Source organism: Rhodophyticola sp. SM2404, from assembly GCF_053570515.1.
Genome location: NZ_JBSEDL010000004.1, coordinates 111,182 through 138,075, shown reverse-complemented (window position 1 = coordinate 138,075; position 26,894 = coordinate 111,182). Strand labels below are relative to the sequence as shown.

General features: G+C 58.8%; 29 protein-coding genes and 1 tRNA gene. 22 read left to right on the top strand and 8 right to left on the bottom strand.

Going from position 1 to position 26,894, the window contains the following annotated elements:
- Positions 1-37 precede the first annotated feature (37 nt).
- The 3 genes from eno (at position 38) to ACTYEO_RS07695 (ending at position 3,263) form a co-directional block, all read left to right on the top strand.
- Positions 38-1,312 (top strand): phosphopyruvate hydratase, encoded by a 1,275-nt coding sequence (eno, locus tag ACTYEO_RS07705; protein WP_449323145.1) that lies wholly within the window; start codon positions 38-40, stop codon positions 1,310-1,312.
- 128 nt (positions 1,313-1,440) lie between these two features.
- Positions 1,441-2,802, top strand: a complete 1,362-nt coding sequence (locus ACTYEO_RS07700) for an ATP-binding protein (RefSeq protein ID WP_449323144.1) — start codon at positions 1,441-1,443, stop codon at positions 2,800-2,802.
- A 41-nt stretch (positions 2,803-2,843) separates the two neighbouring features.
- Positions 2,844-3,263, top strand: a complete 420-nt coding sequence (locus ACTYEO_RS07695; protein WP_449323143.1) for a cupin domain-containing protein — start codon at positions 2,844-2,846, stop codon at positions 3,261-3,263.
- A gap of 8 nt (positions 3,264-3,271) precedes the next feature.
- Here ACTYEO_RS07695 and ACTYEO_RS07690 read toward each other — a convergent pair whose 3' ends face one another.
- Positions 3,272-4,381 (bottom strand): anhydro-N-acetylmuramic acid kinase, encoded by a 1,110-nt coding sequence (locus ACTYEO_RS07690; RefSeq protein ID WP_449323142.1) that lies wholly within the window; start codon positions 4,379-4,381, stop codon positions 3,272-3,274.
- Positions 4,382-4,453: 72 nt separating this feature from the next.
- On the opposite strand from ACTYEO_RS07690, the gene tyrS reads away from it, so the two are divergent.
- Positions 4,454-5,707: a tyrosine--tRNA ligase gene (gene tyrS / locus ACTYEO_RS07685; RefSeq protein ID WP_449323345.1), complete on the top strand. Its 1,254-nt coding sequence runs from the start codon at positions 4,454-4,456 to the stop codon at positions 5,705-5,707.
- A gap of 64 nt (positions 5,708-5,771) precedes the next feature.
- Here tyrS and ACTYEO_RS07680 read toward each other — a convergent pair whose 3' ends face one another.
- Together ACTYEO_RS07680 and ACTYEO_RS07675 are read right to left on the bottom strand one after the other, a co-directional pair.
- Positions 5,772-6,533: a GNAT family N-acetyltransferase gene (locus ACTYEO_RS07680; protein WP_449323141.1), complete on the bottom strand. Its 762-nt coding sequence runs from the start codon at positions 6,531-6,533 to the stop codon at positions 5,772-5,774.
- A 90-nt stretch (positions 6,534-6,623) separates the two neighbouring features.
- Complete coding sequence (locus tag ACTYEO_RS07675) at positions 6,624-7,100, bottom strand: outer membrane protein assembly factor BamE (protein WP_449323140.1); 477 nt, start codon at positions 7,098-7,100, stop codon at positions 6,624-6,626.
- Between the two features lie 159 nt (positions 7,101-7,259).
- Here ACTYEO_RS07675 and ACTYEO_RS07670 point away from each other — a divergent pair, with 159 nt between their 5' ends.
- From ACTYEO_RS07670 to ACTYEO_RS07635, 8 genes are all read left to right on the top strand, one after another.
- Positions 7,260-7,835 (top strand): YceD family protein, encoded by a 576-nt coding sequence (locus tag ACTYEO_RS07670; protein WP_449323139.1) that lies wholly within the window; start codon positions 7,260-7,262, stop codon positions 7,833-7,835.
- Between the two features lie 225 nt (positions 7,836-8,060).
- On the top strand, positions 8,061-8,267 hold the full coding sequence (gene rpmF, locus ACTYEO_RS07665; RefSeq protein WP_449323138.1) for a 50S ribosomal protein L32: 207 nt from the start codon (positions 8,061-8,063) through the stop codon (positions 8,265-8,267).
- Positions 8,268-8,306: 39 nt separating this feature from the next.
- On the top strand, positions 8,307-9,407 hold the full coding sequence (plsX, locus tag ACTYEO_RS07660; protein ID WP_449323137.1) for a phosphate acyltransferase PlsX: 1,101 nt from the start codon (positions 8,307-8,309) through the stop codon (positions 9,405-9,407).
- A complete protein-coding gene (locus ACTYEO_RS07655) occupies positions 9,404-10,378 on the top strand; it encodes a beta-ketoacyl-ACP synthase III (protein ID WP_449323136.1) in 975 nt (324 codons plus the stop codon). Before plsX ends, ACTYEO_RS07655 begins: the two co-directional genes overlap by 4 nt.
- Before the next feature lie 101 nt (positions 10,379-10,479).
- Positions 10,480-10,782: an integration host factor subunit alpha gene (gene ihfA, locus ACTYEO_RS07650; protein WP_449323135.1), complete on the top strand. Its 303-nt coding sequence runs from the start codon at positions 10,480-10,482 to the stop codon at positions 10,780-10,782.
- A gap of 11 nt (positions 10,783-10,793) precedes the next feature.
- A complete protein-coding gene (locus ACTYEO_RS07645) occupies positions 10,794-11,555 on the top strand; it encodes a MerR family transcriptional regulator (RefSeq protein WP_449323134.1) in 762 nt (253 codons plus the stop codon).
- Positions 11,556-11,619: 64 nt separating this feature from the next.
- Positions 11,620-11,696: transfer RNA gene (locus ACTYEO_RS07640), tRNA-Pro, on the top strand.
- Positions 11,697-11,768: 72 nt separating this feature from the next.
- On the top strand, positions 11,769-12,845 hold the full coding sequence (locus ACTYEO_RS07635; RefSeq protein ID WP_449323133.1) for a 2'-deoxycytidine 5'-triphosphate deaminase: 1,077 nt from the start codon (positions 11,769-11,771) through the stop codon (positions 12,843-12,845).
- Positions 12,846-12,855: 10 nt separating this feature from the next.
- On the opposite strand, the gene ACTYEO_RS07630 is transcribed toward ACTYEO_RS07635, so the two are convergent.
- Together ACTYEO_RS07630 and ACTYEO_RS07625 are read right to left on the bottom strand one after the other, a co-directional pair.
- Positions 12,856-14,049 (bottom strand): class I SAM-dependent methyltransferase, encoded by a 1,194-nt coding sequence (locus ACTYEO_RS07630; RefSeq protein ID WP_449323132.1) that lies wholly within the window; start codon positions 14,047-14,049, stop codon positions 12,856-12,858.
- Positions 14,046-14,849, bottom strand: a complete 804-nt coding sequence (locus tag ACTYEO_RS07625) for a heme-dependent oxidative N-demethylase family protein (protein WP_449323131.1) — start codon at positions 14,847-14,849, stop codon at positions 14,046-14,048. Before ACTYEO_RS07625 ends, ACTYEO_RS07630 begins: the two co-directional genes overlap by 4 nt.
- Before the next feature lie 236 nt (positions 14,850-15,085).
- Between ACTYEO_RS07625 and ACTYEO_RS07620 the strand changes: the two genes are divergently transcribed.
- Positions 15,086-16,318: a bifunctional alpha/beta hydrolase/OsmC family protein gene (locus ACTYEO_RS07620; RefSeq protein WP_449323130.1), complete on the top strand. Its 1,233-nt coding sequence runs from the start codon at positions 15,086-15,088 to the stop codon at positions 16,316-16,318.
- On the opposite strand, the gene ACTYEO_RS07615 is transcribed toward ACTYEO_RS07620, so the two are convergent.
- Positions 16,278-16,751 carry an Lrp/AsnC family transcriptional regulator gene (locus ACTYEO_RS07615; RefSeq protein WP_449323129.1) on the bottom strand — a complete coding sequence of 158 codons (474 nt, stop codon included), beginning with the start codon at positions 16,749-16,751 and terminating at the stop codon, positions 16,278-16,280. The two genes, ACTYEO_RS07620 and ACTYEO_RS07615, sit on opposite strands and share 41 nt — an antisense overlap.
- Before the next feature lie 144 nt (positions 16,752-16,895).
- Between ACTYEO_RS07615 and cysG the strand changes: the two genes are divergently transcribed.
- The 7 genes from cysG (at position 16,896) to ACTYEO_RS07580 (ending at position 22,881) form a co-directional block, all read left to right on the top strand.
- Positions 16,896-18,290 (top strand): siroheme synthase CysG, encoded by a 1,395-nt coding sequence (cysG, locus tag ACTYEO_RS07610; RefSeq protein ID WP_449323128.1) that lies wholly within the window; start codon positions 16,896-16,898, stop codon positions 18,288-18,290.
- On the top strand, positions 18,290-18,589 hold the full coding sequence (locus tag ACTYEO_RS07605) for a DUF2849 domain-containing protein (RefSeq protein WP_449323127.1): 300 nt from the start codon (positions 18,290-18,292) through the stop codon (positions 18,587-18,589). Before cysG ends, ACTYEO_RS07605 begins: the two co-directional genes overlap by 1 nt.
- 21 nt (positions 18,590-18,610) lie before the next feature.
- Positions 18,611-20,278: a nitrite/sulfite reductase gene (locus ACTYEO_RS07600; protein ID WP_449323126.1), complete on the top strand. Its 1,668-nt coding sequence runs from the start codon at positions 18,611-18,613 to the stop codon at positions 20,276-20,278.
- Complete coding sequence (locus ACTYEO_RS07595; protein ID WP_449323125.1) at positions 20,268-21,014, top strand: phosphoadenylyl-sulfate reductase; 747 nt, start codon at positions 20,268-20,270, stop codon at positions 21,012-21,014. Before ACTYEO_RS07600 ends, ACTYEO_RS07595 begins: the two co-directional genes overlap by 11 nt.
- Positions 21,015-21,066: 52 nt before the next feature.
- On the top strand, positions 21,067-21,477 hold the full coding sequence (locus tag ACTYEO_RS07590; protein WP_449323124.1) for a DUF934 domain-containing protein: 411 nt from the start codon (positions 21,067-21,069) through the stop codon (positions 21,475-21,477).
- 70 nt (positions 21,478-21,547) lie between these two features.
- Positions 21,548-22,387: a ferredoxin--NADP reductase gene (locus ACTYEO_RS07585; RefSeq protein ID WP_449323123.1), complete on the top strand. Its 840-nt coding sequence runs from the start codon at positions 21,548-21,550 to the stop codon at positions 22,385-22,387.
- A gap of 140 nt (positions 22,388-22,527) precedes the next feature.
- Positions 22,528-22,881, top strand: a complete 354-nt coding sequence (locus ACTYEO_RS07580) for a nuclear transport factor 2 family protein (protein ID WP_449323122.1) — start codon at positions 22,528-22,530, stop codon at positions 22,879-22,881.
- Between the two features lie 101 nt (positions 22,882-22,982).
- Here the strand turns inward: ACTYEO_RS07580 and ACTYEO_RS07575 are convergent, their stop codons facing one another.
- Positions 22,983-23,798, bottom strand: coding sequence for a hypothetical protein (locus ACTYEO_RS07575; protein ID WP_449323121.1), 816 nt, complete (start codon positions 23,796-23,798; stop codon positions 22,983-22,985).
- A gap of 180 nt (positions 23,799-23,978) precedes the next feature.
- On the opposite strand from ACTYEO_RS07575, the gene infC reads away from it, so the two are divergent.
- Entirely contained in the window at positions 23,979-24,521 is a 543-nt protein-coding gene (gene infC / locus ACTYEO_RS07570) for a translation initiation factor IF-3 (RefSeq protein ID WP_449323344.1), read from the top strand.
- Positions 24,522-24,616: 95 nt separating this feature from the next.
- Here the strand turns inward: infC and ACTYEO_RS07565 are convergent, their stop codons facing one another.
- Complete coding sequence (locus tag ACTYEO_RS07565; protein ID WP_449323120.1) at positions 24,617-25,639, bottom strand: LacI family DNA-binding transcriptional regulator; 1,023 nt, start codon at positions 25,637-25,639, stop codon at positions 24,617-24,619.
- 81 nt (positions 25,640-25,720) lie between these two features.
- On the opposite strand from ACTYEO_RS07565, the gene ACTYEO_RS07560 reads away from it, so the two are divergent.
- Positions 25,721-26,890: a phytanoyl-CoA dioxygenase family protein gene (locus ACTYEO_RS07560; protein WP_449323119.1), complete on the top strand. Its 1,170-nt coding sequence runs from the start codon at positions 25,721-25,723 to the stop codon at positions 26,888-26,890.
- Positions 26,891-26,894 lie beyond the last annotated feature (4 nt).

Genomic DNA, 26,894 nt, shown 5'->3' with positions numbered 1-26,894 from the left:
CACGAAATTGCTTCTCACCTTTTAAAGGAACCCTCCCATGAGCACGATTATCGACATTCACGCCCGCGAGATTTTGGACAGCCGTGGCAACCCGACAGTCGAGGTTGATGTGATCCTCGAAGACGGCACGCTTGGCCGCGCCGCTGTTCCCTCGGGTGCCTCGACAGGGGCTTACGAAGCGGTTGAAAAGCGTGATGGCGACAAATCGCGCTATATGGGCAAGGGCGTGCGCGATGCGGTGGCTTGCGTGAACGGCGAATTGGCCGAGGCGTTGGTGGGTTTTGACGCCACCGAGCAGGCCGCGATTGACGCCGCGATGATCGAAATTGACGGCACCGACAATAAGGGCCGTCTTGGCGCGAATGCGATCTTGGGCGTTTCCATGGCGGTGGCCAAAGCGGCCGCTGATTACACCTCGCAGCCGCTTTACCGCTATATCGGCGGCACGCAGGCGCGGGTTCTGCCTGTGCCGATGATGAATATCATCAATGGCGGCGAGCATGCCGATAACCCGATTGATATTCAGGAATTCATGATCATGCCCGTCTCCGCCACCTCGATTGCCGAGGCCGTGCGCATGGGCTCTGAGGTGTTCCACACCCTCAAGAAAGAGTTGTCGGCCGCCGGCCTGTCCACAGGGATCGGCGATGAGGGCGGCTTTGCGCCCCATCTCAGCTCCACCCGTGATGCGCTTGATTTCATTCTGAAATCCATCGAGAAAGCGGGCTACAAAGCGGGTGAGGATATCTATCTCGCGCTCGATTGTGCCGCGACCGAGTATTTCAAAGATGGCAAATATGTCTTTGCGGGCGAAGGCAAATCCCTGACCCCCGCCGAGAATGTCGCCTATCTGGAAGCGCTCTGTGCGGATTACCCGATCATCTCGATCGAGGATGGCTGTTCCGAGGATGACTGGGATGGTTGGAAACTGCTGACAGATGCGATTGGCGACAAGGTCCAGTTGGTGGGCGACGATCTGTTCGTCACAAACCCCGAGCGTCTGGCCCAAGGCATCGAAAAAGGCTGTGCCAATTCGCTGCTGGTCAAGGTGAACCAGATCGGCACCCTGTCCGAGACGTTGGACGCCGTGGAGATGGCGCATCGCAATCGCATGACCTGCGTGATGAGCCACCGCTCGGGCGAGACCGAGGACGCCACCATCGCCGATCTGGCTGTGGCCACCAATTGCGGGCAGATCAAAACAGGCTCGCTGGCGCGCTCGGACCGGCTGGCGAAATACAACCAATTGATCCGTATTGAGGAAGAACTGGGCGAAACCGCGATCTTTGCGGGCCGCTCGATCCTGCGCTAAACCGCGCTAAAAACTGTGACTATTTAGCCCTCGGCTCAGGCCGGGGGCTTTTTTATTGATCGAAAGGGTGATCTTTTTTCATCTTTCGATAAGCTGGAGCGGACTCGGGGGCTGCAGGGGAGCGATCCATGGTCAGCGAAATCGACAGCACGCAATGGGGCGATCCCCCAAACGCGAAACGGCGAAAAGACTATTGGGACTATATCGCACCGATCGTGTCGGCGGACACCTCCGCTCGGGTTGAAATCCTATGGCGATGGTCACTGGTCATGCTGGCGGCCATCAGCCTGACCTTTGCCACGGGTCGGTATTTATTCGCGATCTGGGGGGCGGTCTATCTGCTCATGGATCGAAGCTATCTGCGCTATCTGGCATCGCTTGCCTCACCCGTGGATCGAACACAATTCATCACCGCCTTGATGTTGAGTTGGACCACCTCGGGCCTGTTCATCGCCATGCCGATCTATCTGATGACCTCGGATGTCTCCTCGCTGCGCTTTATTGCCATTTGCGGCTTTCTGGCGATGTGCCTGCATAGTCTGTTGCGCCATCGCGGGCTGATCCATCTGGCGGTATGGGATTTCATCCAGATCATGGCGGGTACGATTGTGCTGCTTTGGACCACGGTAAGAGATGTCTCGAACGTGATTGACGATATCTTGATCGGTGTGGGGGCGGTGACCTTGCTGCTCTATTACGGCATGAATTACCTTGGCATCTCCAAGCTCAGAACACGGCTTAGAACCGCCAAAGAAATGCGCGCGGAGGCCCAGAAAATGGAGGCCGTGGGGCGGCTAACGGGTGGTGTGGCGCATGATTTCAACAATATTCTGACTGTGGTGATCGGCAATCTGGACCTTTATCACGAGCTTGAAAACAAGGCTGATCGGGATTTCGTGATCAGAGAGGCCTTTGCCGCCGCCGAGCGCGGGGCCACGCTGACCTCGCAATTGCTGAGCTTTTCGCGCCGTGCGCAGCTCAACCCCGAAACCATTGATCTGCAAGAATTTCTGAGCAGCCTCGGCACGATGTTTGACCGCGTGTTGCCCGAAACCGTGACCCTGCGGATTGATGACGCCCCTGCGGGATTAACCTGCCATGCTGATCGCAACCAATTGGCCTCGGCGATGTTGAACCTTGTGATCAATGCGCGTGATGCCATGGGCGAGAAAGGCCAAATCCTCGTATTCGCGCGGCCTGTCACCTATCCGGGGCTGACGGCAACACCGCCGCGCAGGCAGGATGGCACTGTGCTATCTGGCCCATATTGTGCGATCTCGGTCTGCGATACGGGGCCTGGCATTCCCGAGGAGTTGAGCGCCGAGGTATTGACCCCGTTTTTCACAACCAAACCCATTGGCAAAGGCTCAGGCCTCGGGCTGCCGATGGTTCTGGGCTTTGCCGAACAGACCGAGGGGGCTTTTACCCTGACCAATAAGGCGCGTGGCGGCTTGGAGGCACAGCTGGTCCTGCCGCGCCATCCGCGCTAGATTGGCCGCTCAAGACCCAAGCAAACCAAAGGCAAAGCCCCATGACCGCAGATGAGATCATCGCCCATCTCGAGTTGCAGCCCCATCCCGAAGGCGGGTATTATCGCCAGACATGGATCGCCAAGAATGAAGGGCGCGCCACGGGCACGGCGATTTATTTTCTGCTGAAGGAAGGCGAGGCCAGCCATTGGCATAAGGTCGATGCGACCGAAATCTGGTTCTATCACGCAGGCGCACCTTTGATCCTATCACTCAGCGCCGATGATCATGGCCCTGCAACCGATCATCTTCTCACGCCTGATCTGACAAAAGGGGCGCCGCAAATCATCGTGCCTGAACATCATTGGCAGGCCGCGCGCAGCACGGGGGCCTATAGCTTGGTATCTTGCACCGTCTCGCCCGGATTTTCCTTTGACGGCTTTACGCTGGCCGCGCCAGAATTCGACATCCCGCGCGGATAATCCCGACCTTACATCGGCTCGGCCAGCTGCCCCGAGCCAACAGCGGCCCGCACGCCCGTGGTCCCGGGTGCGCTGGTGGGAAGCGCCATGCGAACCCGCATCGCCAGATGCGCGAAGGCCTGCGCTTCCAAGGCATCTCCGTCAAAACCCGCCTCTTCCACGGGAAGCACGGGAATATCGACAAGGGCTGCGATCATCTCCATCAAGATGGGGTTTTTCCGCCCGCCCCCGCCCACCAGCATAAAGGCGGGGGGTTGGGGCAGATGTTCAAAGCCGCGCGCGACCGAGCCCGCCGCGCAAGCCGCAAGCGTGGCCATCGCATCTTCCACAGATAGCACGCCCACCAGATCAACCAGATCGGCAAAAGCATCCCGATCCAACGATTTGGGCGGTATTTTCGAGAAATAGGGCCGTTTGAGAAACGCGTTCAGCACGGGTTGATCCAGCGCACCCAGCCCCGCCAATTGGCCATCCTTGTCAAAGCGATGGCCCAGTTTGCGAAACATTAGATCATCCATCGGCGCATTGGCAGGCCCCGTGTCAAAGGCGATCAGCGCCCCCTTGGCGTCAGGTTTGCCCTTGCTGGGGTCAATCCAAGTCAGGTTGCCCACCCCGCCCAGATTGAGGAAGGCCACAGGATCGGTCGCGCCGATATGCATGGCGCAGGCCCAATGGTAGAACGGGGCCAAAGGCGCGCCCTGCCCGCCCATGCGCATATCCAGCGTGCGGAAATCCCAAACCACGGGAATGCCGAGCTTATCGGCCAAAATCTCGCCGCAGCCCGCCTGATGGGTGCGCGCCAATTCGGGGGCATGGGCCAAGGTCTGGCCATGAAACCCAATCAGATCGACCTCATCCAAATCAGCCAAAACCTCGATATGGGCGTCTTCCACGATGCGGGCCGCCTCATCCACGCCAGCCTCACCAGGCCATTTCCCGAGGGCGGCGCGCAAGACCTCGCGCTCGGGATCGCTATAGGGGCGGTAGCGGGTTTCGCCAAAGCCGTGGATTTTATGGCCATCCGTCTCGATCACGGCAATATCGACCCCATCGAGCGAGGTGCCCGACATTGTGCCTGCAACGCGCAAAACCTCGGCTGCTTGACCCTTTTCCTTCACGCTTCCCCCCGTTATAGACCGAATGGCTACAGCCCTGCGCTGTCAGCCCTGAAATAAATGGACTGGATCACGATGACCTACCACCCCAAATCCGATTTTTTACATGTGATGATCGAACGCGGCTTTCTGGCCGATTGTACCGATTATCAGGCGCTGGACGATGCGTTGAACGGGGGCATGGTCACGGCCTATATCGGTTATGATGCGACAGCCAAATCGCTGCATGTGGGCCATCTGATGAATATCATGGTGCTGCGCTGGCTGCAAAAAACGGGGCACCAGCCCATCACCTTGATGGGCGGCGGCACGACCAAAGTGGGCGATCCGTCTTTCCGCTCGGATGAGCGCCCGCTTCTGGGACCTGAGCAGATCGACGCCAATATCGCGGGCATGCAGCGGGTATTTGCCAAATATCTCGATTATGACGCGGCCAAGAACAAGGCCGTGATGCTTAATAATGCCGAATGGCTGGATGAGCTGAACTATCTCGATTTCCTGCGCGATATCGGGCGGCATTTCTCGGTCAACCGCATGTTGTCCTTCGAGTCGGTGAAATCACGGCTGGATCGCGAGCAATCGCTCTCCTTCCTTGAGTTTAACTATATGATCCTGCAGGCCTATGACTTCCTCGAGTTGAACCGCCGCTATGGCTGTCTTTTGCAGATGGGCGGGTCGGATCAATGGGGCAATATCGTCAATGGCATCGACCTGACGCGCCGCGTGCTGGACCATGAGATTTACGGTTTAACCACGCCGCTTCTGACCACATCGGACGGGCGCAAGATGGGCAAGTCGCAAGGCGGTGCGATCTGGCTCGATGCGGAGATGCTCAGCCCCTATGAGTTCTGGCAATTCTGGCGCAACACCACCGATGCCGATGTGGGTCGTTTCCTCAAACTTTTCACCGAAATGCCGGTGGAGGAATGCGAGCGGCTTGGCGCATTGGCAGGCTCAGAGATCAATGAAGCCAAGATCGTCTTGGCCAATGAGGTCACGACGCTTTTGCATGGGGGCGAGGCCGCTAAAGCAGCCGAGGCCACCGCGCGCGAAGTCTTCGAGCGGGGCGGCACGGGTGAGGATTTGCCCACCCTGACTGTGTCGGCGGCGGATCTGGCCGATGGTGGCATCTCGATCGTGCAATTGATCACGCGCTCAGGCCTTGCGGGTTCGGGCAAGGAGGCCAAGCGCCTGATTTCTGAGAATGGCGCGCGGATGAATGACGCGCCGCTTGGCGATGCGGGCTTGATGATCACCGCCGCTGATCTGGCCGAGCCGATCAAGCTGAGCGCAGGCAAAAAGCGCCATGCGCTGGTGATCCTTGGCTGAATGATAAAATTGCGGAGGGGGCAGCCTAGGCTGGCCTCTGCCCGCGCCCCTTGGCCCGCGCCCCTTAGCCCGCGCCTGCGACAGCACGCAAAAGCCTTGCCCGCGAGGGTGGCACGGCGCTGATCTCAAGCCCTGTGAACACATGTAATGTGTTGAGATCAGGGTCGATCACCGCATGATCGCTGACCCAGCCCCCCATCAAGAGATAGGTTCTGAGCAAAGGCGGCATCTTGGCCTGCGCCAGCTTGAGATTAGGCTTGCGGCGCAGCCGTGATGCGAATTTGAACACTTTCGGCGCTTTCACCCGCGGCAACCAGCGCTTTGGCGCGATATGGCGGTCACGCAGCAGCGCAAAGGCATCGTAATATTCCTTTGCCTCGATCCCGTGGAAGGAGGAGCAGCCAAACAGCATCTCCACCCCTTCTTGATCGACATAGGCCGTCATTGCGCCCCAAGCGATCCGCAGAATGTCAGGATCCTGCCACTCGGGATGGATGCAAAACCGCCCCATCTCGACCATGGGGCCTTTGAAATCGCGAAGCGCCGATAATTCGTAGAATTGGGCGGAATAGCTGCGCGAAATCTCGTCTCCTGCAGCCAGATGCAGCAAGCGGAAACAGCATACAAGCGTGCCAGTTTCAGCATCTTCCACCAGCACATGGCGGCAATCGGCATCAAAGGGATCGGCATCGCTTTTGGGGGACGTGTCTTGTGCATCCGAGCCTGCACGGAAGGCCAGATATCGCAGCGCCTGCGCTTGGGCCAAATCATGCTCGGTATGGGCAAAGCGCACCAGATAGCGGCCCTTATTCATAAGATCATTCATCCCCGACCCCGCTGTCTCGTCAGATCAAGGATAGCATAGCAAGATGACGAAACGGCGACAAAAATGTCAGGCAGAGTGCCAAAGCCCCTGTCAGTTGCCCGCAAGCGCGTCGCCGATATTGATACGTCCGAAATTGCCGATCAGCTGGGTGAAGAAGCTCAGGTCACGCACGGTGCTTTCGGTAACGCGGCGTGAGAATTGCACGACCTGCCCGTCTTCCAGACCGAATTCCTCGATATTGGCGACGGTCCCGTTTTCGGCAAAGGATACGGCCAAAATCTCGCGCTCGATAATCTCGGGCGCGCGATAGGCGTAGTTGCGGATTTGATAGGCGGTATAGAACCACGCCTCGTCGCGCATCACACCCGATGCGGCAGGACGGCCAAGGGTTTCCTCAACGCTTTCGCGGGTATCCACGCCCGGCACGATCATCGCGACTTCTTCGGGAGGGGGGACATAGCCATGGTTCTGGAAGGTGGCCGAACAGGCGGCCAATAGCATCGCACCCGCCAGCATCCCTGCAAGTTTCAGCTTTTTCCCCATCGAGGTCATCCGCCCAGTCATCATCGCCGCCCTCTTTGACCCACCCGTTGGCCCCAATGGGCCATCTTGTTGCCGCACCAGCTCTTGCAAGGCTGGTTGTTCCTGTCTAACCGCTTAACTTACCCAAGCGATCAGAGCAAGCATGGGCCGCAATGGCAAGCGTCAAAACCCCAAGGAGGAACCATGACAGATCCCACCCCCTCCCCCCTGCCGCAAGAGATCTTGCGCTTGGCAGAACTGCCAAAGGGCGCGACCCGCAGCTTCGAGATTGTGCCACCACCACCTGTGCTGCGCACCATCAGCGAAGAATTGGGCATCACGGGCTTGCGCAAATTGCGGTTCGAGGGGGAAATCCTGCCCGAAGGCAAGCGCGACTGGCGTCTTGAGGCGAAACTGGGCGCGACCGTCACGCAGCCCTGTGTGGTCAGTTTGGAGCCTGTCACAACCAGAATCGATACCCCAATTCTGCGCCGCTATCTCAGCGAGATGGACGAGCCCGATCTGGAAGAGGTCGAGATGCCCGAGGATGATCTGAGCGAGCCATTGCCCGCCACTCTCGATCTTGTCGAGGTGATGGTGGAGGCGCTTGCGCTGCATTTGCCACTCTACCCGCGGGCCGATGGTATTGAACCCGCCCAGATCGAAGCGATCCCGCCCGGAGCCAAGCCAATTACCGAAGAGACCGTGAAACCCTTTGCAGGATTGGCAGGTTTGCGCGACAAGCTTGGATCATCCGATCAAAATGATGATGAGAATTAGACGTCACTTTGCAGGCAAATCGGCGCATTATTGGGGTTGCATGACCCCAAAATCTTTGTATGTTCCGCGCCTTATCCGCCCTTAGGATTGTCGTTCCCGTTTGGGCACGCCCGGTCCGGTCGCAACTGCCGGTTGCCTCAGGGTGAAAAAGATGTGACAGAGACACGAAACGAGACACTTGGGGCATACGGTTTGGCCGGCCCCTCTTAAAACCGAGGTTGAGACATGGCTGTCCCACAGAATAAAATCACGCGCTCGCGCCGCAACCAGCGCCGTTCGCATGACGCTCTGACCGCTGGCAATCCAAATGAATGCCCAAGCTGCGGTGAGCTGAAGCGCCCACATCACGTCTGCCCGTCCTGCGGCACTTATAACGACCGTGAAGTGATCGCTCAGGCCGACGAAATCGATCTGGACGACGACGCGGCATAAGCCGCGCCCTAGACGTTCAGGAAGATAGGTAGGCCGTTCATGGCAGCATCGACAGCTTTGACTGGTGGCACAGTTCCCGGGACAATCCTGTCAATAGATGCAATGGGCGGGGATGCCGGCCCTTCTGCTGTGATCGGCGGGATGGCCAAAGCGGCCTCCAAGAACCCCGATCTTCAATTCATCGTGCATGGCGACAAGGATAAACTTGATCGCCTTATCGCCCGCAAGCAAAAGCTTGTCGGGCGTTGCACTGTTGTGCATGCCGCTGATGTCGTCACGATGGATGCCAAGCCCTCCTATGTGATGCGCAATGGCAAGGGCAGCTCGATGTGGTCGGCGATTGACTCGGTCAAGAAGGGCAAGGCCAAGGCGGTGGTATCTTGCGGCAATACGGGCGCATTGATGGCCGTCTCGATGGTGCGTCTTCGCAAGATCGAAGGCGTGAACCGCCCCGCGATCGCAGTGCTTTGGCCATCGCGCAATCCATCAGGCTTTAATGTGATGCTGGATGTCGGGGCCGATGTGCGCGCCGATTCCGAGGATTTGCTGCAATACGCCCTGATGGGGGTCAGCTATGCCCGCAATGGTCTTGATCTGGCCCGCCCCCGCGTTGGCATCCTGAATGTGGGCACCGAAGAACATAAAGGCCGCGCCGAGCTAAAGGTCGCCCATGACCTTGTTCAGCGCTTGGCCCCTGTTGCCAATTACGACTTTAAAGGCTTCGTTGAGGGCGGCGATATCGCATCGGATGCTGTTGATGTGATCGTCACCGACGGGTTCACGGGTAATACAGCGCTCAAGACGGGCGAAGGCACGGCGACATTGATCCGCGAATTGCTGCGGGCTTCTTTCCAGTATTCGCCCCTTTCCCGAGTTGCGGCGCTTTTGGCGATGCCCTCGCTCAAACGCTTGCAAAAGCGCATTGACCCGCGCCGCGTGAATGGCGGTGTGTTTCTGGGCCTCAACGGGACTGTGGTAAAATCACATGGCTCGGCAGATGCCACGGGTGTTGCAGCCGCCATCAAATTGGCAGCGCGGCTTGCCGCCTCCGATTTCACCGAGCGCTTGGCCACTCGCATCGCCGATGCCGAAATGGCCGCCAATGAGGCGCTTCACGATGCAGAGGAAAAATCGGTATGACGATCCGCGCTGTTGCAAAGGGAATCGGCCATTACCTGCCTGAGCGGGTTGTGACCAATGCCCAATTCGCCGAAACGATCGACACCTCCGACGAATGGATCAAAAGCCGCTCGGGGATCGAGCAACGCCATTTCGCAGCCGAAGGCGAAACAACCAGCCAGATGGCGATCCAAGCCTCGTTGAAAGCTTTGGAAATGGCGGGCCTCTCGGCGCAGGATATCGACGGTGTGGTTGTTGCAACCTCCACCCCTGATCTGACCTTCCCCTCCACCGCGACCATGGTTCAGGCGGGGCTGGAAATGCGGGGGGGATTCGCCTTTGACGTGCAAGCGGTATGCGCGGGATTCGTATTTGCCCTCTCGACCGCGAATGCATTTATCACCAGCGGCCAAGCCAAGCGCATGCTGGTGATCGGCGCGGAAACCTTCAGCCGTATCCTTGACTGGGAAGACCGCACCACCTCTGTTCTGTTTGGAGATGGTGCAGGCGCGCTTATCCTCGAGGGTGAGGAACAGGAGGGTACCTCCAGTGATCGGGGCATCCTTGCGGTTGACCTGAATTCCGACGGCCAATTCCGTGATCTGCTCTATGTGGATGGCGGTGTCTCCAAGACGCAAACCACGGGTGTGCTGCGCATGGAGGGCCGTGAAGTTTTCCGTCATGCCGTTGAAAAACTTGCAGAAACTGCCCATACATCGCTTGCCGCCGCAGGGCTGGAGCCAAGCGATGTGGATTGGATCGTGCCCCATCAGGCCAATCTTCGGATCATCTCGCGCACCGCGCAAAAGATGGGTGTCGAGATGGACCGCGTGGTCGTAACCGTTCAGGATCACGGCAATACATCTGCCGCCTCTATTCCTCTCGCCCTCTCGGTCGGGGTGGCGCGCGGGCAGATCAAACAGGGCGATTTGCTGGTCACCGAAGCGATCGGTGGCGGCCTTGCTTGGGGCTCGGTGGTTCTTCGCTGGTAAAGCAACAGCGTCTGCCTATCGTCCCCACCGCAAGGCATTGATATTGACTTGAGAAATGCCATCACTCATTCTCGCGTAAAACCGAACGGGGATGGTTATTTATGGCTGGTAAAACACTGACGCGGATGGACTTGTCCGAAGCGGTCTTTAGCGAAGTTGGTCTGTCTCGAAACGAGAGTGCCCAATTGGTCGAACGGGTTCTTGATTTGATGTCCGATGCGATTGCCGAGGGCGAGCAGGTCAAAATCTCATCTTTCGGCACATTTTCGGTGCGCTCCAAGACAGCCCGCATTGGCCGCAACCCAAAGACAGGTCAGGAAGTTCCAATCCTTCCACGTCGGGTTCTGACATTCCGCCCTTCGCATCTGATGAAAGATCGCGTTGCAGCCGGAAACAAGAAATAGGACCCCGCTAGATGGCTAAATCCGCCCAAGCATTTCGTACCATCCGCGAGGTGGCTGATTGGCTTGGCGTGGCAGCACATGTGTTGCGGTTCTGGGAAAGCAAATTCACGCAGATCAAGCCTGTGAAACGCGCGGGCGGGCGTCGCTATTACCGCCCCGAAGACATGGCGCTAGTGGGCGGTATCAAGGTGCTGCTGCATGATAAGGGCCAGACGATACGGGCCGTGCAGCGCATGATCCGCGATGATGGCGTGGCCAGTGTGTCCGCCCTTGCGCCGCCATTGCCCGGTGAGGACGCAGAAATCACCGCCCCCCAAGCGGCTGAGATGCAGGATTCGGCACCAGCGATGGCCGATGAGACCACCGCAGCTGAAGAAACACCTGCCGCCACAGAAGATGCAGGCCCCACCCCAGAGGCAGCCCCAGAGACAGTGCCTGAGGAAGCTTCTGAGGCGGCCGCCGAGACGAACCCTGAGGAAGACGCCGAAACATCCGCTGAGGAAGCTGCCGAGACGGCTCCCGAGGCAGATCAAGAGAGCGACACCAAGCCAGACGAGCAGATGACCCAGCTACACCTTATTGATGAAACACCCGCCGAACCTGTCCCCGACACCACTGGCCCTATACATGAACGCTTTGCCGATGGCCTTGCGGAACTGGCCCAAATGGCGCCGGAATTCCCCAAGAATCGCGCCACCAGAAAAGCGCTCAGGCCCCATATCACCCGTTTGGAAAAGCTGCAGGAGCGGTTGCGGGCGGGCGGCTCAGAATAAGGGCGTGGCTTTTTACGCAAGCCCCTTGCGCCTGTGCGGAAAATCGCTAGAAGAGCCTCCACGTCGGGCTATGGCGCAGCCTGGTAGCGCGTCCGTCTGGGGGACGGAAGGTCGCAGGTTCGAGTCCTGCTAGCCCGACCATTGAAAACCGCTCTTGCCCTCGCGGGCGGGGCGGTTTTTTCTTAGGCAGTGAGCCGAGAGAGGAAGAGCAAGATGACAATGACAGGCGCAGGCGTTTTGCCAGACCATGCCATTCACCAGATGATCGATCAGGGCCAGATCACGCTGACCCAGCCCGTAACCGATGATCAGGTGCAACCTGCCAGTCTTGATCTGCGGCTCGGATCGGTGGCGTATCGCGTGCGCGCCTCCTTTCTTTCGGGCCATGGCGCAAGCGTGGCCGATCGTCTGTCTGAGTTCGAGATGCACCGCGTTGACCTCAGCGAGGGGGCCGTTCTTGAAAAGGGCTGCGTCTATGTCGTGCCCTTGATGGAAGGCTTGGCCCTGCCCCAAGGCGTGCAAGCCGTCGCCAATGCCAAAAGCTCGACAGGGCGGCTGGACCTGCTGACGCGCACGATCACCGATGGCGGCACCGAATTTGACCGTATCGCACCAGGATATCGCGGCCCGCTATATGCCGAGATTTGCCCGCGGTCTTTCTCTGTGCTTGTTCGGCCCGGAATGCGGCTGAACCAGATTCGCTTCCGCGCGGGCCAAGCGGTTTTGGACGATGATGAATTGCGCGCCCGCCATGCCAAGCACCCGCTGGTTTCAGGCGAGGCGGCTGTGATTGATGAGGGTTTGGGCTTTTCCGTCGATCTGCGCCCTGATGGCAGCGATCTGGTCGGATACCGCGCCAAACCCCATACAGGCGTTATCGATCTGAACAATATCGCGGGCTATGACCCTGCCGATTTCTGGGAAGAAATCCGCACCACCGAAGGGCGTATCATCCTCGACCCGGGTGCCTTTTATATTCTTGTCAGCCGCGAGGCCGTGGCCATTCCGCCTGATTGCGCCGCCGAGATGTCACCCTATCTGGCGATGGTGGGGGAATTCCGCGTGCATTACGCAGGCTTCTTCGATCCCGGATTCGGGCATGGCGTGCCAGCACGCGGCGTCTTGGAAGTGCGCTGCCATGAGGCACCCTTTGTGCTGGAGCATGGTCAAGTCGTGGGGCGTTTGGTCTATGAGAAGATGGCCAGCGCGCCAGACAGGCTTTATGGCAGCGATATCGCGTCGAACTATCAGGGTCAGGGCCTGAAACTTTCTAAACATTTCAAGATGTAAGGGCGCGACCTTAGCGCAATATCTGCGAATAATAGAGCAAGCCATGCCCTGTCAAACTGTCAGATAGGCTCTGCCACATCTGCGCGAAGGCGTCCCAATCCAGATGCACGGCTTGCGCGATTTCGGCTAGGCTGGCGCGGCCAGTGATCTGCGCCAAGGCGCGGGCGGTGATGCCCGATACGGGGATTTCCAGCTTTTCGCCCGCAATGGTCACGGGGATCACACCTGTTTTGGCGGCCACTTGGGCCAGCCTTTGCCCGCTGACACCGCGTAGATGCGGCACCGCCTCTCCCTCCACCTGTGCGACATGGCCCATGGCCTCACGCGCGGCATATAGGATATGGGCCTTGATCGTGCCCCGCAAATTCTCGGCCAATTCCATCCGCGCAACCCTATCCATGCCCTGAACCAGCGCCGCATCCCCCAAAAGCGGAAGGGGGTTGTAAAGATGCGATTGCGGGCTGCCGACATAGGACAGGCCCGCACTGCGCAGCGCCGCAAGGAGCTGGCGGATTGAGAACTCCACCCCCTGCCCGCGCAGCAAAAGTTCGTAAAACCCAGCATCACTTTGAATCTGGTCACGCAAAATCGGGTTGCGTTTGATCGGGTGGGCATCGGGAAGGCGCGCATAGATCGCTTGCGCTTTCCTGAGCTGAAATTCAGGCGGGCCATCAAGAAGCGCGCCGAAGACCTCGCGCAAGGGCATGGCCCCCGCTCGGCCCAGATCAGCGGGCAGCATCAACCCGATCCCGCCGCGCGGAACCAAGGCTTTGGCCAGCGCATTGAACCCCGCTTGCGGCTTTGGCAGGGCGGCCACCCCCCCGCTGCAATCGATATAATCGAAACGGCCTAATCTGCGGGCCTCAAGCAGAGAGCCTGTTTTGAAGGTAATCCCCTGCAGCCCGCGCGCCTCGGCACGTGCCTCGGCGATATCGCGGGCGGTTTTGGAGGGATCGAGATAGGTAATTTCATAGGGCTTTTTGGCGGAGCTGAGCACTTGCGCCATTTGGATCACGGCATCACCCGTGCCGCCAGCGGCTGCGAGAATACGGATCGGCTTGGACCAATCGCGCTTGCCCTCGAAAATATAGTGATCGATTTCAAGGGGATGACTGGGTGAGCCCGTGGTCAAACGCTTGGTTTCCTGCGCGGGGTCACGCTCAGGATATGGGAAGGCTTCGGATGGGTCACCAGATGCGCTCATAGATTGCGCCCTGCATAGTCGATTGGATGTTGCTCAAGCGCGGCCACTTGGTCAGCCGATAGATCCGCAAAACGTAAGATATAGGTGTGGATCGAAAAAATCACCGCGCCTGTTTGTGGCAGGCGCAAAATGCATTGCCGCTCTGAGCGCAGATAATCTGGCCTGATCTCGGCCTTGACCCGAGGCTGCACTTCCGAGCGGGGATGAAACAGATCAGGGCTGCCATAGAGCAATGCGTTTTGACGCCACAAAGGACGGTCCTCACGCACCATATCAAAGAGGCGCTGCACGCGGGTTGCCATCTCACCAGTATAGGGTTTGACGGGTGTATGGATTGCGGCCAAAGGGCGGCCAAGTTTTTCTGCGAGCGTCCAGCTTGCGGGGAAGCATAGAATTGCGCCGACCAGCCGATGTTCCGCCGCGCCCTGCTCTTTCATCAAAAGCGCGATATCCTGCTGCACCAGACGGCCTGCGATAATCAAAGGGTGGTCGGCCTCCAGATCGATTTCAACCCCATCAGGTCGGGTGATTTTTTGCCCCCTGCGTGTGAAGCCTTGGGGCAAATGGGCGAGGATATGCGCGAGCGTCTCGGCGGCGGCGTCTTCGGCTTCGGGCAGGCAAGCAAAAACCTCACCGCGGCGTTGTCCGATCAAAGCATCCCGCAGCGCCATTTGGCCGCCATAGGCATCATCGCAGGTGATCCAGTCGCGCAGATCAAGCGGCTGTACCCCTGGCATCCGCCGCGTGGCGGGATGCATCCATGGCGCATAGGGAAGGGTTTGTTGAAAAACGGGCGTCATCAGGGCTGTTTTCTATCCTCGGCGGCAGTCCAATTGACTGAAACCTATCATGGAAAGGAGCGCAAGGCAGGCGTTATACGCTAAAGGCAACCTTGGAGATTTCGTATTTTTGGAAAGATGAAGCCCCTCACCCCGCCTGCACGGTTTCACACGAGGGCGTGACAAATCTGACATGAGGGTTGAGACAGGCGCATCGCCTCGCCATTGTCAGTCCAGACACAGCAAAGAGAGAAGCCATGCCGACAGAGCGTTTCAACTTCACGGGCCATTCAGGCGATGAACTGGCCGCGCGGCTGGATTTGCCTGAGGGGCCGCATCTTGCGACCGCTTTGATGGCACATTGCTTTACCTGCGGCAAAGACATACCCGCCGCGCGGCGCATCTCGGCGCGTTTGGCGGGGATGGGGTTTGCGGTGTTGCGCTTTGATTTTACGGGGCTTGGCCATTCAGGGGGCGAGTTTGAGAACACCACTTTCACCTCCAATGTGGATGACCTCAAAGCGGCGGCGGCAGCGCTTGATGCGCGCGGCTTTGCGCCCGACTTGCTGATTGGGCATTCCTTGGGCGGGGCGGCGGTATTGCGGGCGGCAGGCGGCATCGCTTCGGTCAAGGCTGTGGCCACCATTGGCGCGCCTTTTGATCCTGACCATGTGGTCCATAATTTTCATGATGCGCTGGAGCAGATCGAGCGCGATGGCGCGGGCGATGTGCAGCTTGGCGGGCGGTCCTTGCGGATCGGGAAGGCGTTTGTCGATGATGTGCGTGCCGAGAACCTTGCGCCTGCGATCAAGGACTTGAAGGCAGCGCTTTTGGTCATGCATGCGCCGCTAGATGATATTGTGGGCATCGAGAATGCCACGAAGATTTTCACCGCCGCGCGCCACCCCAAGAGCTTTGTGACGCTGGACAGCGCCGATCATTTGATCACGCGGGCCACTGATGCGGAATATGCAGCCGAGGTGATTGCCGCATGGATCGGGCGCTATGTGGCGCTTCGCCCGCCTGCCCCGCCGCCCGGCGCGCCTGAGGGGATCACGCGTGTCTCGGAGGCTGATGCAGATGGGTTCTTGCAAGATGTTCAAGCGGGTCCGCATCACCATGTGAAGGCGGATGAGCCGCTGAGCTATGGTGGCACCAATCAGGGCATGACGCCTTATCAATTCCTTTCAGCGGGTTTGGGAGCCTGCACCTCAATGACGATCCGCATGTATGCGCGTCGCAAGGCTTGGGCACTGCGCCATGTCAGTGTTGATGTGAGCCATAACAGGGTGCATGCGCAGGACGCCGAAGGCATGAATGCCCCTTTGGACGAGTTTACCCGCCATATCCGACTGGAGGGTGATCTGGACGCAGCGCAGCGCGCAAAGCTGTTGGAGATCGCGGATAAATGCCCTGTTCACAAAAGCTTGGAGCGCAGTTCTAAAGTGGTTACTTCGCTGGTTGAAGAGGCAGAAGCGTCGTCGATTTGATCTCCTCCATCGACAGAAGCGCCGTCACATTATAGATTTTCACCTCGGAAATCAGCGCCTGATAGAACACATCATAGGCGCGCGCATTGGCGACCCTGACTTTCAGGATATAGTCGATCTCACCTGCCAGACGATGCGCCTCCATGACTTCGGGTCGCGCGCGGAGGGCGGCCAAAAAGCTGTTTTGCCACTCGGCATCATGCTCGGCGGTGCGGATCAGCACGAAGAAACAGGCCTCAAACCCTAAAGCATCGGCATCAAGCTCGACCGTTTGGCGACCGATGACGCCTGCCTCCTTCAATTTGCGAATCCTGCTCCAGACAGGGGTCTTGGAGGAGCCCACTTTCTTGGCAATTTCATCAAGGGATTGGCTCGCATCCTCCTGTAGGGCTGCGAGGATTTTCCGATCCATCTCATCGATCTGCGCTGACATTCGTGTGGCCTTATCATTGGGCGGACAGTGTAACGTAGTGCACGCTCAATACAGAACATACGTCCCTTTTCGCAAGGTGCATCTGCCAATTTTTGGGAATTTGTTCTACATATTGGGGCACAAACTTCCCCAAGGTTCTGGCCCATGCAACATTTTCCGATTTTTATCAATCTCGCCGGACGGCGTGTTGTTGTCTCGGGCGGCGGCGAGGCGGCTTTGGCAAAGCTGCGGCTGCTGCTCAAGACCGAGGCCCATATTACGGTGTTTGCGCAAGACGCCGAGGCCCAGATTGAACAATGGGCGCGCGAGAGGCGGATCACGTGGTGCCAGCGCAACCTTGAGCCAGGTGATGCGCTATGTGCGGCGCTGTTTTACGCCGCCAATGATAATCCCCCTGAGGATCGCCGCGTCACCAAGCTGGCGCAGGCCGATGGCGCGCTGACCAATTGGGTGGATAATCTGGGCGAGAGCCAGTTTATCACCCCCGCCATCGTGGATCGCGACCCTGTGACGGTGGCGATTGGCACCGAGGGCGCCGCCCCTGTTCTGGCGCGCGCGATCAAGCGCGACCTTGAAGCGAAACTGCCTGCCTCGCTGGGGCTTTTGGCGCGGATCGGCAAAGGGTTTCGCAAGGCGGCGGATGCCCTGCCCTTCGGAGCAAAACGGCGCGAGTTCTGGGCCGAGTATTATGCCTCGGCAGGGCCTGATGCATTGGCCCGTGGTGGTGAGGCAGGCGTGCAAGACGCGCTTGAGGGCTTGTTGGAACAGCATCTGCACAGCGCGCCCAAACGTGGCCGTGTGGCGCTCGTGGGCGCGGGGCCCGGTGATCCGGAATTGTTGACCTTAAAGGCACGGCGCGCTTTGGACGAGGCGGATGTGGTGATCTATGACCGGCTTGTTTCCAAAGACATTCTTGAACTGGCCCGCCGCGAAGCGGTGCTGGTCAATGCGGGCAAACAGGGTTTTGGCCCTGCCATGGCGCAAGAGGATATCTGCCGCCTGATTGTCGAGCATGCCACCCAAGGGGCCTATGTGTTGCGCCTGAAATCTGGGGATGCAGGCGTTTATGGCCGTCTGGACGAAGAGATCGACGCGCTGGAGGCGGCTGAGATCGAGTGGTCCATCGTGCCGGGGATCACCTCGGCCTCGGCGGCGGCGGCGCAGATCGGCCAAAGCCTGACCAAGCGCGACCGCAACAGCGCGCTGCGTTTTCTGACGGGCCATGATGTGAAAGGCTTTGCCGAGCATGACTGGCGCGGATTGGCGCGCGCGGGCGAAGTGGCCGCAATCTATATGGGCAAGAAGGGCGCGCGCTTTATTCAGGGGCGCTTGCTGATGCATGGGGCGGCCCCCGACACCCCTGTGAGCATTGTCGAGAATGCCTCGCGCAGCACGGCGCGTGTGATCCCTACAAGCCTTGCCCGTCTCTCGGCCGATCTTGAGACCGCAGAGCTCAGTGGGCCTGCAATCCTGCTTTACGGGCTCGCGCCGCGCATGGCGCGCCAAGCCCTTCCCCTTTTGCAAAAGGACCATGCCTGATGGCGCGTAGTTTTACCCCCAAAGTCGTGACCGCCAATGCCTTGCTGGAAGGCGATGTTGTCTATCTGAGCATCGATGACAGATGGGTGCGCGACCATGCGCAGGCCGAATTGCTGGAGGATGAGGCCCATGCCACCATCCGTCTGCTGGACGCCTCGGCGCGCAGTGACGAGGTTGTGGGCGTCTATCTGGCCGATGCCCGATACGGGCCGAACGGCCCTGAGCCGGTCCATTTCCGCGAAGTGTTCCGCACACGCGGGCCGTCAAATTACCCCCATGGAAAACAAGAACAGGTCTGACCCTGTGTCGAGGTGAGCGCGATGTATCTCTATAATGACTTTGACGAAGCCTTTCTGCGCGAACGCGTGGCGCAATTCTCGGCTCAGGTGGCGCGGCGGATTGATGGCTCGCTTACGGAAGATGAGTTCAAGCCGCTGCGTTTGATGAACGGGCTTTATCTGCAATTGCATGCCTATATGCTGCGCGTGGCGATCCCCTATGGGACGTTGAACAGCCGCCAGATGCGCCAATTGGCGATGATCGCGGAGCGGTGGGATAAGGGCTATGGCCATTTCACCACGCGCCAGAATATCCAGTATAACTGGCCAAAACTGGAGGATGTGCCCGCCATGCTGGAGGCCTTGGCCGATGTGGGCATGCATGCGATCCAGACCAGCGGCAACACGATCCGCAATGTCACTGCCGATCATTTCGCAGGGGCCAGCGCCGATGAAGTGGCCGATCCCCGCCCTGTGGCGGAATTGATCCGCCAATGGTCAACCGACCATCCCGAATTCCAGTTCCTGCCCCGCAAATTCAAGGTCGCCGTAACAGGCAGCCCCGATGACCGCGCGGTGACAGCCGCCCATGATATCGGGCTGCGTATCCTGCGCCGCGAGGGCCGGATCGGGTATCAGGTTCTGGTCGGCGGCGGGCTTGGGCGCACGCCGATGATCGGCAAGGTGTTGGCCGAGTTCCTGCCTCGGGAAGATTTGCTGCCCTATCTGGAAGCCATCGTCGCGGTCTATAATCTGCTGGGGCGGCGCGACAATAAGTACAAAGCGCGGATCAAGATCACCGTGCATGAAACAGGGCTGGACGAAATCCGCCGCTTGGTTGGGGAAGAATTTGCTGCACGAAAGCCGCTTTTCAAAGGTGTCGATCAGGAAGTGCTGTCCAAAATCGAACATGCTTTCGATAGCCCTAACTATCTATCGATAAAGTCAGACCGCTTTGATAAGACTTATGCGACAAACCCCGCCTTCAGGTCATTTGTGGATAGAAATGTGGATAAGCACCAGCGCGAAGATTACGCGATTGTGTCGATTTCGCTGAAAAAACATGGGGCCACCCCCGGTGATGCAACGGCCGAGCAGATGCGGGTCATGGCGGATTTGGCGGAGGAATTCGGCCATGATGAATTGCGCATCAGCCATGAGCAGAATGTCATCCTGCCCCATATCCCCCGCGCCTTCTTGCCCGATCTGTATCAAAGGCTGCGCGCCGCCGATCTGGCTACGGCCAATATCGGGCTGATCTCGGATATCATCGCCTGCCCCGGCATGGATTATTGCGCCTTGGCAACCGCGCGCTCCATCCCCGTGGCGCAAGAGATTGCCACGCATTTCGAAGCGCTGAAGCTGGAGCATGATATCGGGCCGCTCAAGATCAAGATATCGGGCTGCATCAATGCCTGCGGGCATCACCATGTCGGCCATATCGGGATTTTGGGCCTCGACCGCGCGGGTGTGGAAAACTACCAGATCACCCTTGGCGGCACTGGTAGCGAAGATGCAGTAATCGGTGAGCGGACAGGCCCGGGATTTGCCTATGACCAGATCATTCCCGCCATTGAGCGGATCGTGAAGGCCTATCTGGCTCTGCGTGAGGGGCCCGAGGAGAGCTTTCTGGACGCCTATCGCCGCCTTGGCATGACGCCCTTCAAACATGCCCTTTACCCCGATGAGGCCAAGCGTGATGCCGCGTGACAATTTCGGCCCCGTTGCACAGCGCGTTGATGCGCTGAACGCGCGGTATCACCATCATTCGGCAACCGCTGTTTTGGAACATGCATTGCGCGATGAGGATACGGGGCGGGTGGCGCTGGTCTCGTCCTTCGGGGCGGAATCGGTGGTGTTGTTGCATATGGTCTCGGTGATCGACCGGCGTACGCCTGTCTTGTTTATTGATACCGAAATGCTCTTCCCCGAGACGCTGGAATATCAGCGCGAGGTCTCGGAACGGCTGGGGCTGGAGGATCTGCGGATTGTTCAGGCCAGCCAAACGCTGATTGCCAAACATGACGGTGATGGAGGCCTGCATAAACGCGATACCGATGCCTGCTGCGCCCTGCGCAAAACCGTGCCGCTGAACCATGCGCTGGCCCCTTTTGATGCTTGGATTACAGGGCGCAAACGCTTTCAGGGGCAAACGCGGTCTGAGTTGGAGTTTTTCGAGGCGGAAGAGGATTTGCGCATCAAGATCAATCCGCTGGCCCATTGGGCCCCGCGCGATGTGCAAGACTATATGATCAATAACCGCCTGCCCCGCCATCCACTGGTAGCCAAGGGGTACCCCTCGATCGGCTGTGCGCCTTGCACCTCGCCTGTGGCCGAGGGCGAGGATGCCCGCTCGGGGCGGTGGCGTGGATCCGAGAAAGAGGAATGCGGCATCCATTTTATCGATGGCAAGCTGGTGCGCGGCCCCCTGACAAAAGCGTCGTGAGAGATGGCTCGGGTCGGGATATTCGTATTTTTGGAAAGATGAAGGAGCGGTTATGTCAGAGATTGTGATCATCCGCGATGCGGGCTTTGCGCGCGAGGATTGGCTTGGCGGTTTTCAGGCCGAGTTTGAGGCGGGATCGGCTGCAGGGCTTGATCTGGCGTCCGATGGAGATGTGGCGCAGCTGGCGGAGCATTTGGGAGAGATCGCGATGATCCGCATTGATTTCCCCAGTTTTGCCGATGGCCGCGGCTTTACCCTAGCCAAACGCTTGCGCAATCTGGGCTATCAGGGGCGGCTGCGGGCCAAGGGCCATGTGATTGCGGATCAATATGCGATGGCGCGGCGGGCGGGCTTTGACGAGGTGGAAATCTCGGGTGAATTGGCCGCGCGGCAGGGCGAGGCGCAATGGCTGGCGCGCGCCGATTGGCAGGATCACGACTACCAAGCGCGACTGCGCGGCTAAGCGCGCCCTTCCCCTGAAGGAGATCAGGGCCTATGGATAGACCAGCCCCAAAGCGGGCAGAGTGACAGATATGACCGAGCAGAGAATTTTGACAGATACATCCGCCCCCTCCCCGAAAGCCACGCCGACCCTGCCTGATGCGCAAAAGGTCACCTCTGTAAAACATTGGACGGATCGGCTATTCAGTTTCCGCGTGACGCGCCCCGCATCTATGCGCTTTCGGTCGGGCGAGTTTGTGATGATCGGGTTGATGGGCGATAACGGCAAGCCGCTTTTGCGGGCCTATTCCATCGCCTCGCCCTCATGGGATGACGAATTGGAGTTTTATTCGATCAAGGTGCCAGACGGGCCTTTGACTTCGAAATTGCAAAATATCTTGGAGGGGGACGAGATTATCCTGCGCCCCAAACCTGTCGGCACGCTGGTGCATGATGCACTGCTGCCCGGCAAGCGGATCTGGTTTTTTGCCACGGGAACGGGGTTTGCGCCCTTTGCCAGCCTGTTGCGGGACCCTCAGACCTATGAGGATTATGACGAAATCATCATCACCCATACCTGCCGTGAGGCGGGCGAGCTGGCCTATGGGCATGATCTGATCGAAAGCATCCGCAAGGATGAGATGTTGGCGGAGCTGATGGGGGCGGGCTTTGCCGATAAGCTGCGCTATTACCCCACCACGACGCGCGAGCAGAGCGCGAAAATGGGACGGATCACCGATTTGATGCGCTCGGGCGAGGTGTTTGAGGATCTCGGCCTGCCAGCCCTGTCGCCCGAGACAGATCGCGCAATGATTTGCGGCAATCTGGCCTTCAACCTTGAACTGAAAGAGCTGCTGGAAGCCTATGGGCTCGTGGAAGGGGCCAATTCCAACCCGCAGCATTACGTTGTGGAAAAGGCGTTTCTGGATTGAGGCCCGATAGGGCCATTTGCGTCCGAGAAAAGCCATCGCCTGATATCTGGTTTGGCCGTGCAAGCCCGAAACACCCTTTGTTGCATTTTCCTTTGCCGCCATTAAGGTCAACAAGATTGACCTTAAAATGTGGTGCATAGATGAACTGCGAGGCTTTCGCGACAATCTGGGAGCAAGGGTGGAATAGCCACGACCTTGACGACATTATGAGACATTACCGGGACGATATTGTTTTCCGGTCCTTGAAGGCAATTCCGGTGGTTGGCTCCGGAGAAATCCATGGAAAGCAGGCGCTTAGAGAATACTGGGCAGCAGCTTTGGAGCGACAACCAGATCTAAAATTTTCGGTGCAGGATGTGTTCGAAGGTTATGAAATGGTTGTGATCTCATATATGAATCGCAGAGGCATTCTGGCAACCGAAACACTTTACTTCGATGCGGATGGGATGGTTTTTCAAGCAGCCGCTTGTCACCGCCCCTCACAGGCCGAATGATCGCTCCGAATTTCAAAACCAACCAAAAAACAGCCGCACCAAAAGAAAAACCCGCGCTGGTCTGACCGGCGCGGGTTTTCGTTTTCGGGGTGGCTCGAGGCTTAGAGGCCAAGCGCCTCGCGAACTTGCGTGACAACCGTTTCAACCATATCGGGGTTGGAGCGGGCTTGCTCGATCGCGCCGCGCAGGGTTGTTTTGACCATCAGGCTCAGATCCGAGGCGTCGATTGCTTCCAGCGCTGCATCAGCGTTGAAGCCGTCAACGGTCAGGATATCGCCAAGGCCCGCCTCTGCCACCGCGTCCGTCGCCATATCGGCGGTGGCATCAGCGGCTTCGGTTGCGGTCTCGGTTGCGGCTTCGGTGGCCTCGGTTGCTGTTTCAGTTGCAGCCTCAGTGGCCTCGGTCGCGGCATCTGTTGCGGCATCCGTCGCGGCTTCAGTCGTTTCCGCAGCGGTGTCAGCCGCTTCCGCGCCTGCTTCGACTGCTGCATCAGTTGCGTCGGTCGCGGCTTCTGTTGCGCTGTCCATCGCGTCAGTTGCCGTCTCGGTGGCTGCATCTATTGCGCCACTGACCGCGTCCGTGGCGGCGTCAACCGCTTCTTCAGCCGCATCCGTAGCAGCATCAACGGCATCGGATGCCGCAGACTCTACCGCGTCCATTGCGTCAGAGGCGACCTCTTCGGTGGCTTCAACGGCCTCTTCAACCGCTTCAGATGCTGCATCAGCGGCGGCCTCAACGGCCTCAGTTGCTTCTTCAACCACGTCTGTGGCCTCTTCGACCGCGTCTTCCGCGGCCTCTTCGACGGCTGGTGCTTCGGACGCTGCGGCCTCGGGCATCTCGTCGGGCGATTGGTTGAGATAAACAAACCCCACGGCCAATGCGACGAATGCGATGATGAAGACGATAATACGTACCATATTTCCCCCAACGGAATATTTCATGAATAAAGGCGCGATAGCGGCCTTTACGGCTTGCTACAACCGAAAACGCGCAGATAGCTGCCATGCAGCATTTATCCGCTTCAAATGCCTTGAAAGAGCAGGCTTGCGCGCGTAAGTTGCGCACTTGTTAAGCAAAGCTATCAAAGGACAAAACCCATAGCCCGCAGACCTCATAACGCGCCGCCCCCTCGTGACACTGGCCCGCGCGTAAACGACCGCATTCGTTCCAATGAAATTCGCCTGATCGGCGCAGAAGGCGAGAATGTAGGTGTTGTGACACCCGCCCGCGCCATGGAAATGGCCGAAGAAGCAGGTCTTGATCTGGTTGAGATTTCGCCGAATGCGGAACCTCCCGTGTGTAAGATCATGGATTTCGGCAAGTTCAAATATGAACAGCAAAAGCGCGAAGCCGAAGCCCGCAAGAAGCAAAAGATCATTGAGGTCAAAGAGGTCAAGATGCGGCCTGGTACCGATGATCATGACTTTGAACGCAAAGTCCGCGATGCCAAGAAATTCCTCGAGAATGGCGATAAGGTGAAGGTCACCTTGCGCTTCCGTGGCCGCGAAATGGCGCATCAGGAATTGGGCCGCAACCTGCTTGAGCGGGTCGCGACCGAGATCGAAGGCATCGGCAAGATCGAGAATATGCCGAAGATGGAAGGCCGCCAGATGATCATGATGATCGGGCCGTCCAAGTAAGCCACAGCGATTTGACCTATCCCAAAAGGGGCGCTGGCATCTGGCCAAGCGCCCTTTTTCTTTCGCCCCGCGCCCGCCTGATGCCTCCAGCCGCGTCACTCCTTTGGAATATTGCGCGGTGTGATAATCTGCACTGCACTCATGCCCGGCAGCGCCACCTGATCGGGCAGCAGTCGGTGATAGGCCAGAAGGTGCAAAAAGGCGCGGCGCATATCCTCGGTCAGGTCATGTTCCAATACCAGCGTCAGCCCGCCCGATTGCAGCAGCGCGCGGTTATCCTCATCCAGATCATGGGCAATGAAGACCTCGGGGCGCAGTCCCGCCCGCTCGAGCACCTGTAAAATGGCGCGGTTCCCGCCCCCCATCGAATAAATGCCCACCACATCGGGGGCGATCATGGCCTCGAACATGCGGGCCGTATCGGCGTTCAACCCCTGCCCGCCCGAGACATCCCTTATCTGCAGATGGGGTGCATCCTGCTCCATCACCTCGCAAAATCCGCGAAACCGCGCATCTTCGCCCTCAAAAAGGTCATTGCTTTTAGTGGTCAGCACCACGCCGCGCGCAGGCCCGCCAAGCATCCGCGCCATGAACCACCCCGCCGTCCGCCCTGCCGCGGTATTGTCTAGCCCCGCATAAGCCACCCGAGCCGAGTTCGGGATATCGGTGAAAATGGTGACCACGGGGATGCCGCGCCTTTCCAGATCGGCAATCGCGGCACGGATTTCAGGTAGATCGCGGGATTTGAGGCAAACCCCATGCGAGCCACGTTTGGCGATCCGCGCCAGATGCGCCAGAATTTGCGCAGGTGCCATCACCTCGGCTTCGGTGAAATGCAGACGGATCACAGCGGCATTGATCTGGGGCAAAGCCGCCAGACTTGCATGATGCACCTCGCGCGAGAAGCGCCGTGGCGCTTCGATCACCACATCGACAAACAGCCTGCGCCCCTTGGCGGCCAACATAGCCTCTTGCGCTTTCAACTCCTCTATGGCGGCTTCCACCCGCGCCCGCGCCCGCGCGCTGACATTGGGGCGTGCGTGCAAAACACGGTCCACCGTGGCGGCCGCCAACCCCGATTGGGCGGCAATCTCCTTGATTGGAAAGCGATGCGTCATTGAGGTGTTTTTGATGTGTTTTAAGGCAGACCGCAAGCCCGCTGGCCGCTAATCTGTTCCTCAAGAACGGGAGGGTTCACCATGAAAGATATGTCTCACAGCACCAAAGGCTATTATTCGGAACAGGCCTGCGACCTTGCGGATTTCCAAACGCTTTGCGCCCAAACCACGCGCGCGCGGGATGTCCCACAGGCCGCGCGGATCGAAAAGAATGTGCCGATCTATGACGCAGCCGCGATTGCGCCAGCCCTTGCAGATGAGGCCGCGCGCCGCGCCTTGATGGCCGAATGGGCCGAGGTTTTGCTCTCGGGCGCAGGCATCGTGGTGATCAAACAGGCCGTCACCGATCTGGCCGCAATTGATGCCGCCACCGCCCATTACCTCGAGATTATCGCCGAGGAAAAAGCCGCCAACGCCACCAAGGCCGATCATTTCGCCGCTGCAGGGGCCAATGACCGCATCTGGAATTCGCTGCAAAAGCTGTGCCTTGAAGCCCCCGAGATTTTCGCCCGCAGCTTTGCAAACCCCGCGGTTGATGCAATCTGCGAGGCATGGCTCGGCCCCAATTACCAGATGACCGCACAGGTCAATCTTGTTCATCCGGGCGGTCAGGCACAGCAGGCGCATCGCGATTATCATCTGGGGTTTCAAAGCGCCGAGGTCTCGGCCCAATACCCTGCCCATGTGCATGAGCTATCGCCCCTGATGACGCTACAGGGCGGGATCGCGCATTGCGATATGCGGCTTGAAAGCGGCCCGACCAAGCTCCTGCCCTTCAGCCAAGCCTTTAAGCCAGGCTATGCCGCATGGCGTCGCCCCGATTTCCGCGCCTTCTTTGAGCAGGCCCATATCCAGCTGCCTCTGAAGAAAGGGGATGCGCTATTTTTCAGCCCCGCGCTGTTCCATGCCGCAGGCGAGAACCGCACCACGGATGTGCAGCGTTTTGTAAACCTGTTGCAGATTTCCTCCCCCTTCGGGCGCGCGATGGAAACGATTGACCGCGCGGCCATGTGCAAGGCGCTCTACCCCGTCTTGGCGCAAGGCCTGCTGCAGGGAGCCGCCCTTGATGCCGCGATTGCCGCCGCCGCTGAGGGATATTCCTTCCCCACCAATCTCGACACCGATCCCCCGATTGGCGGCCTCGCCCCTGAAACCCAAGCGGGCCTAATGCGCCGCTTCCTCGCCGAGGGTCAAAGCGCGCAAAACTTCAATGCGGCCCTTGATGCGCTGGAGGCCCGCAAACAGGCATAAAAAA

Bases quoted from the DNA above. Each gene is read 5' to 3' on its own strand.
- eno (WP_449323145.1), top strand. From the start codon at position 38: ATGAGCACGATTATCGACATTCACGCCCGCGAGATTTTGGACAGCCGT.
- ACTYEO_RS07700 (WP_449323144.1), top strand. From the start codon at position 1,441: ATGGTCAGCGAAATCGACAGCACGCAATGGGGCGATCCCCCAAACGCG.
- ACTYEO_RS07695 (WP_449323143.1), top strand. From the start codon at position 2,844: ATGACCGCAGATGAGATCATCGCCCATCTCGAGTTGCAGCCCCATCCC.
- tyrS (WP_449323345.1), top strand. From the start codon at position 4,454: ATGACCTACCACCCCAAATCCGATTTTTTACATGTGATGATCGAACGC.
- ACTYEO_RS07680 (WP_449323141.1), bottom strand. From the start codon at position 6,533: ATGAATGATCTTATGAATAAGGGCCGCTATCTGGTGCGCTTTGCCCAT.
- ACTYEO_RS07675 (WP_449323140.1), bottom strand. From the start codon at position 7,100: ATGATGACTGGGCGGATGACCTCGATGGGGAAAAAGCTGAAACTTGCA.
- ACTYEO_RS07670 (WP_449323139.1), top strand. From the start codon at position 7,260: ATGACAGATCCCACCCCCTCCCCCCTGCCGCAAGAGATCTTGCGCTTG.
- rpmF (WP_449323138.1), top strand. From the start codon at position 8,061: ATGGCTGTCCCACAGAATAAAATCACGCGCTCGCGCCGCAACCAGCGC.
- plsX (WP_449323137.1), top strand. From the start codon at position 8,307: ATGGCAGCATCGACAGCTTTGACTGGTGGCACAGTTCCCGGGACAATC.
- ACTYEO_RS07655 (WP_449323136.1), top strand. From the start codon at position 9,404: ATGACGATCCGCGCTGTTGCAAAGGGAATCGGCCATTACCTGCCTGAG.
- ihfA (WP_449323135.1), top strand. From the start codon at position 10,480: ATGGCTGGTAAAACACTGACGCGGATGGACTTGTCCGAAGCGGTCTTT.
- ACTYEO_RS07645 (WP_449323134.1), top strand. From the start codon at position 10,794: ATGGCTAAATCCGCCCAAGCATTTCGTACCATCCGCGAGGTGGCTGAT.
- ACTYEO_RS07635 (WP_449323133.1), top strand. From the start codon at position 11,769: ATGACAATGACAGGCGCAGGCGTTTTGCCAGACCATGCCATTCACCAG.
- ACTYEO_RS07630 (WP_449323132.1), bottom strand. From the start codon at position 14,049: ATGAGCGCATCTGGTGACCCATCCGAAGCCTTCCCATATCCTGAGCGT.
- ACTYEO_RS07625 (WP_449323131.1), bottom strand. From the start codon at position 14,849: ATGACGCCCGTTTTTCAACAAACCCTTCCCTATGCGCCATGGATGCAT.
- ACTYEO_RS07620 (WP_449323130.1), top strand. From the start codon at position 15,086: ATGCCGACAGAGCGTTTCAACTTCACGGGCCATTCAGGCGATGAACTG.
- ACTYEO_RS07615 (WP_449323129.1), bottom strand. From the start codon at position 16,751: ATGTCAGCGCAGATCGATGAGATGGATCGGAAAATCCTCGCAGCCCTA.
- cysG (WP_449323128.1), top strand. From the start codon at position 16,896: ATGCAACATTTTCCGATTTTTATCAATCTCGCCGGACGGCGTGTTGTT.
- ACTYEO_RS07605 (WP_449323127.1), top strand. From the start codon at position 18,290: ATGGCGCGTAGTTTTACCCCCAAAGTCGTGACCGCCAATGCCTTGCTG.
- ACTYEO_RS07600 (WP_449323126.1), top strand. From the start codon at position 18,611: ATGTATCTCTATAATGACTTTGACGAAGCCTTTCTGCGCGAACGCGTG.
- ACTYEO_RS07595 (WP_449323125.1), top strand. From the start codon at position 20,268: ATGCCGCGTGACAATTTCGGCCCCGTTGCACAGCGCGTTGATGCGCTG.
- ACTYEO_RS07590 (WP_449323124.1), top strand. From the start codon at position 21,067: ATGTCAGAGATTGTGATCATCCGCGATGCGGGCTTTGCGCGCGAGGAT.
- ACTYEO_RS07585 (WP_449323123.1), top strand. From the start codon at position 21,548: ATGACCGAGCAGAGAATTTTGACAGATACATCCGCCCCCTCCCCGAAA.
- ACTYEO_RS07580 (WP_449323122.1), top strand. From the start codon at position 22,528: ATGAACTGCGAGGCTTTCGCGACAATCTGGGAGCAAGGGTGGAATAGC.
- ACTYEO_RS07575 (WP_449323121.1), bottom strand. From the start codon at position 23,798: ATGGTACGTATTATCGTCTTCATCATCGCATTCGTCGCATTGGCCGTG.
- ACTYEO_RS07565 (WP_449323120.1), bottom strand. From the start codon at position 25,639: ATGACGCATCGCTTTCCAATCAAGGAGATTGCCGCCCAATCGGGGTTG.
- ACTYEO_RS07560 (WP_449323119.1), top strand. From the start codon at position 25,721: ATGAAAGATATGTCTCACAGCACCAAAGGCTATTATTCGGAACAGGCC.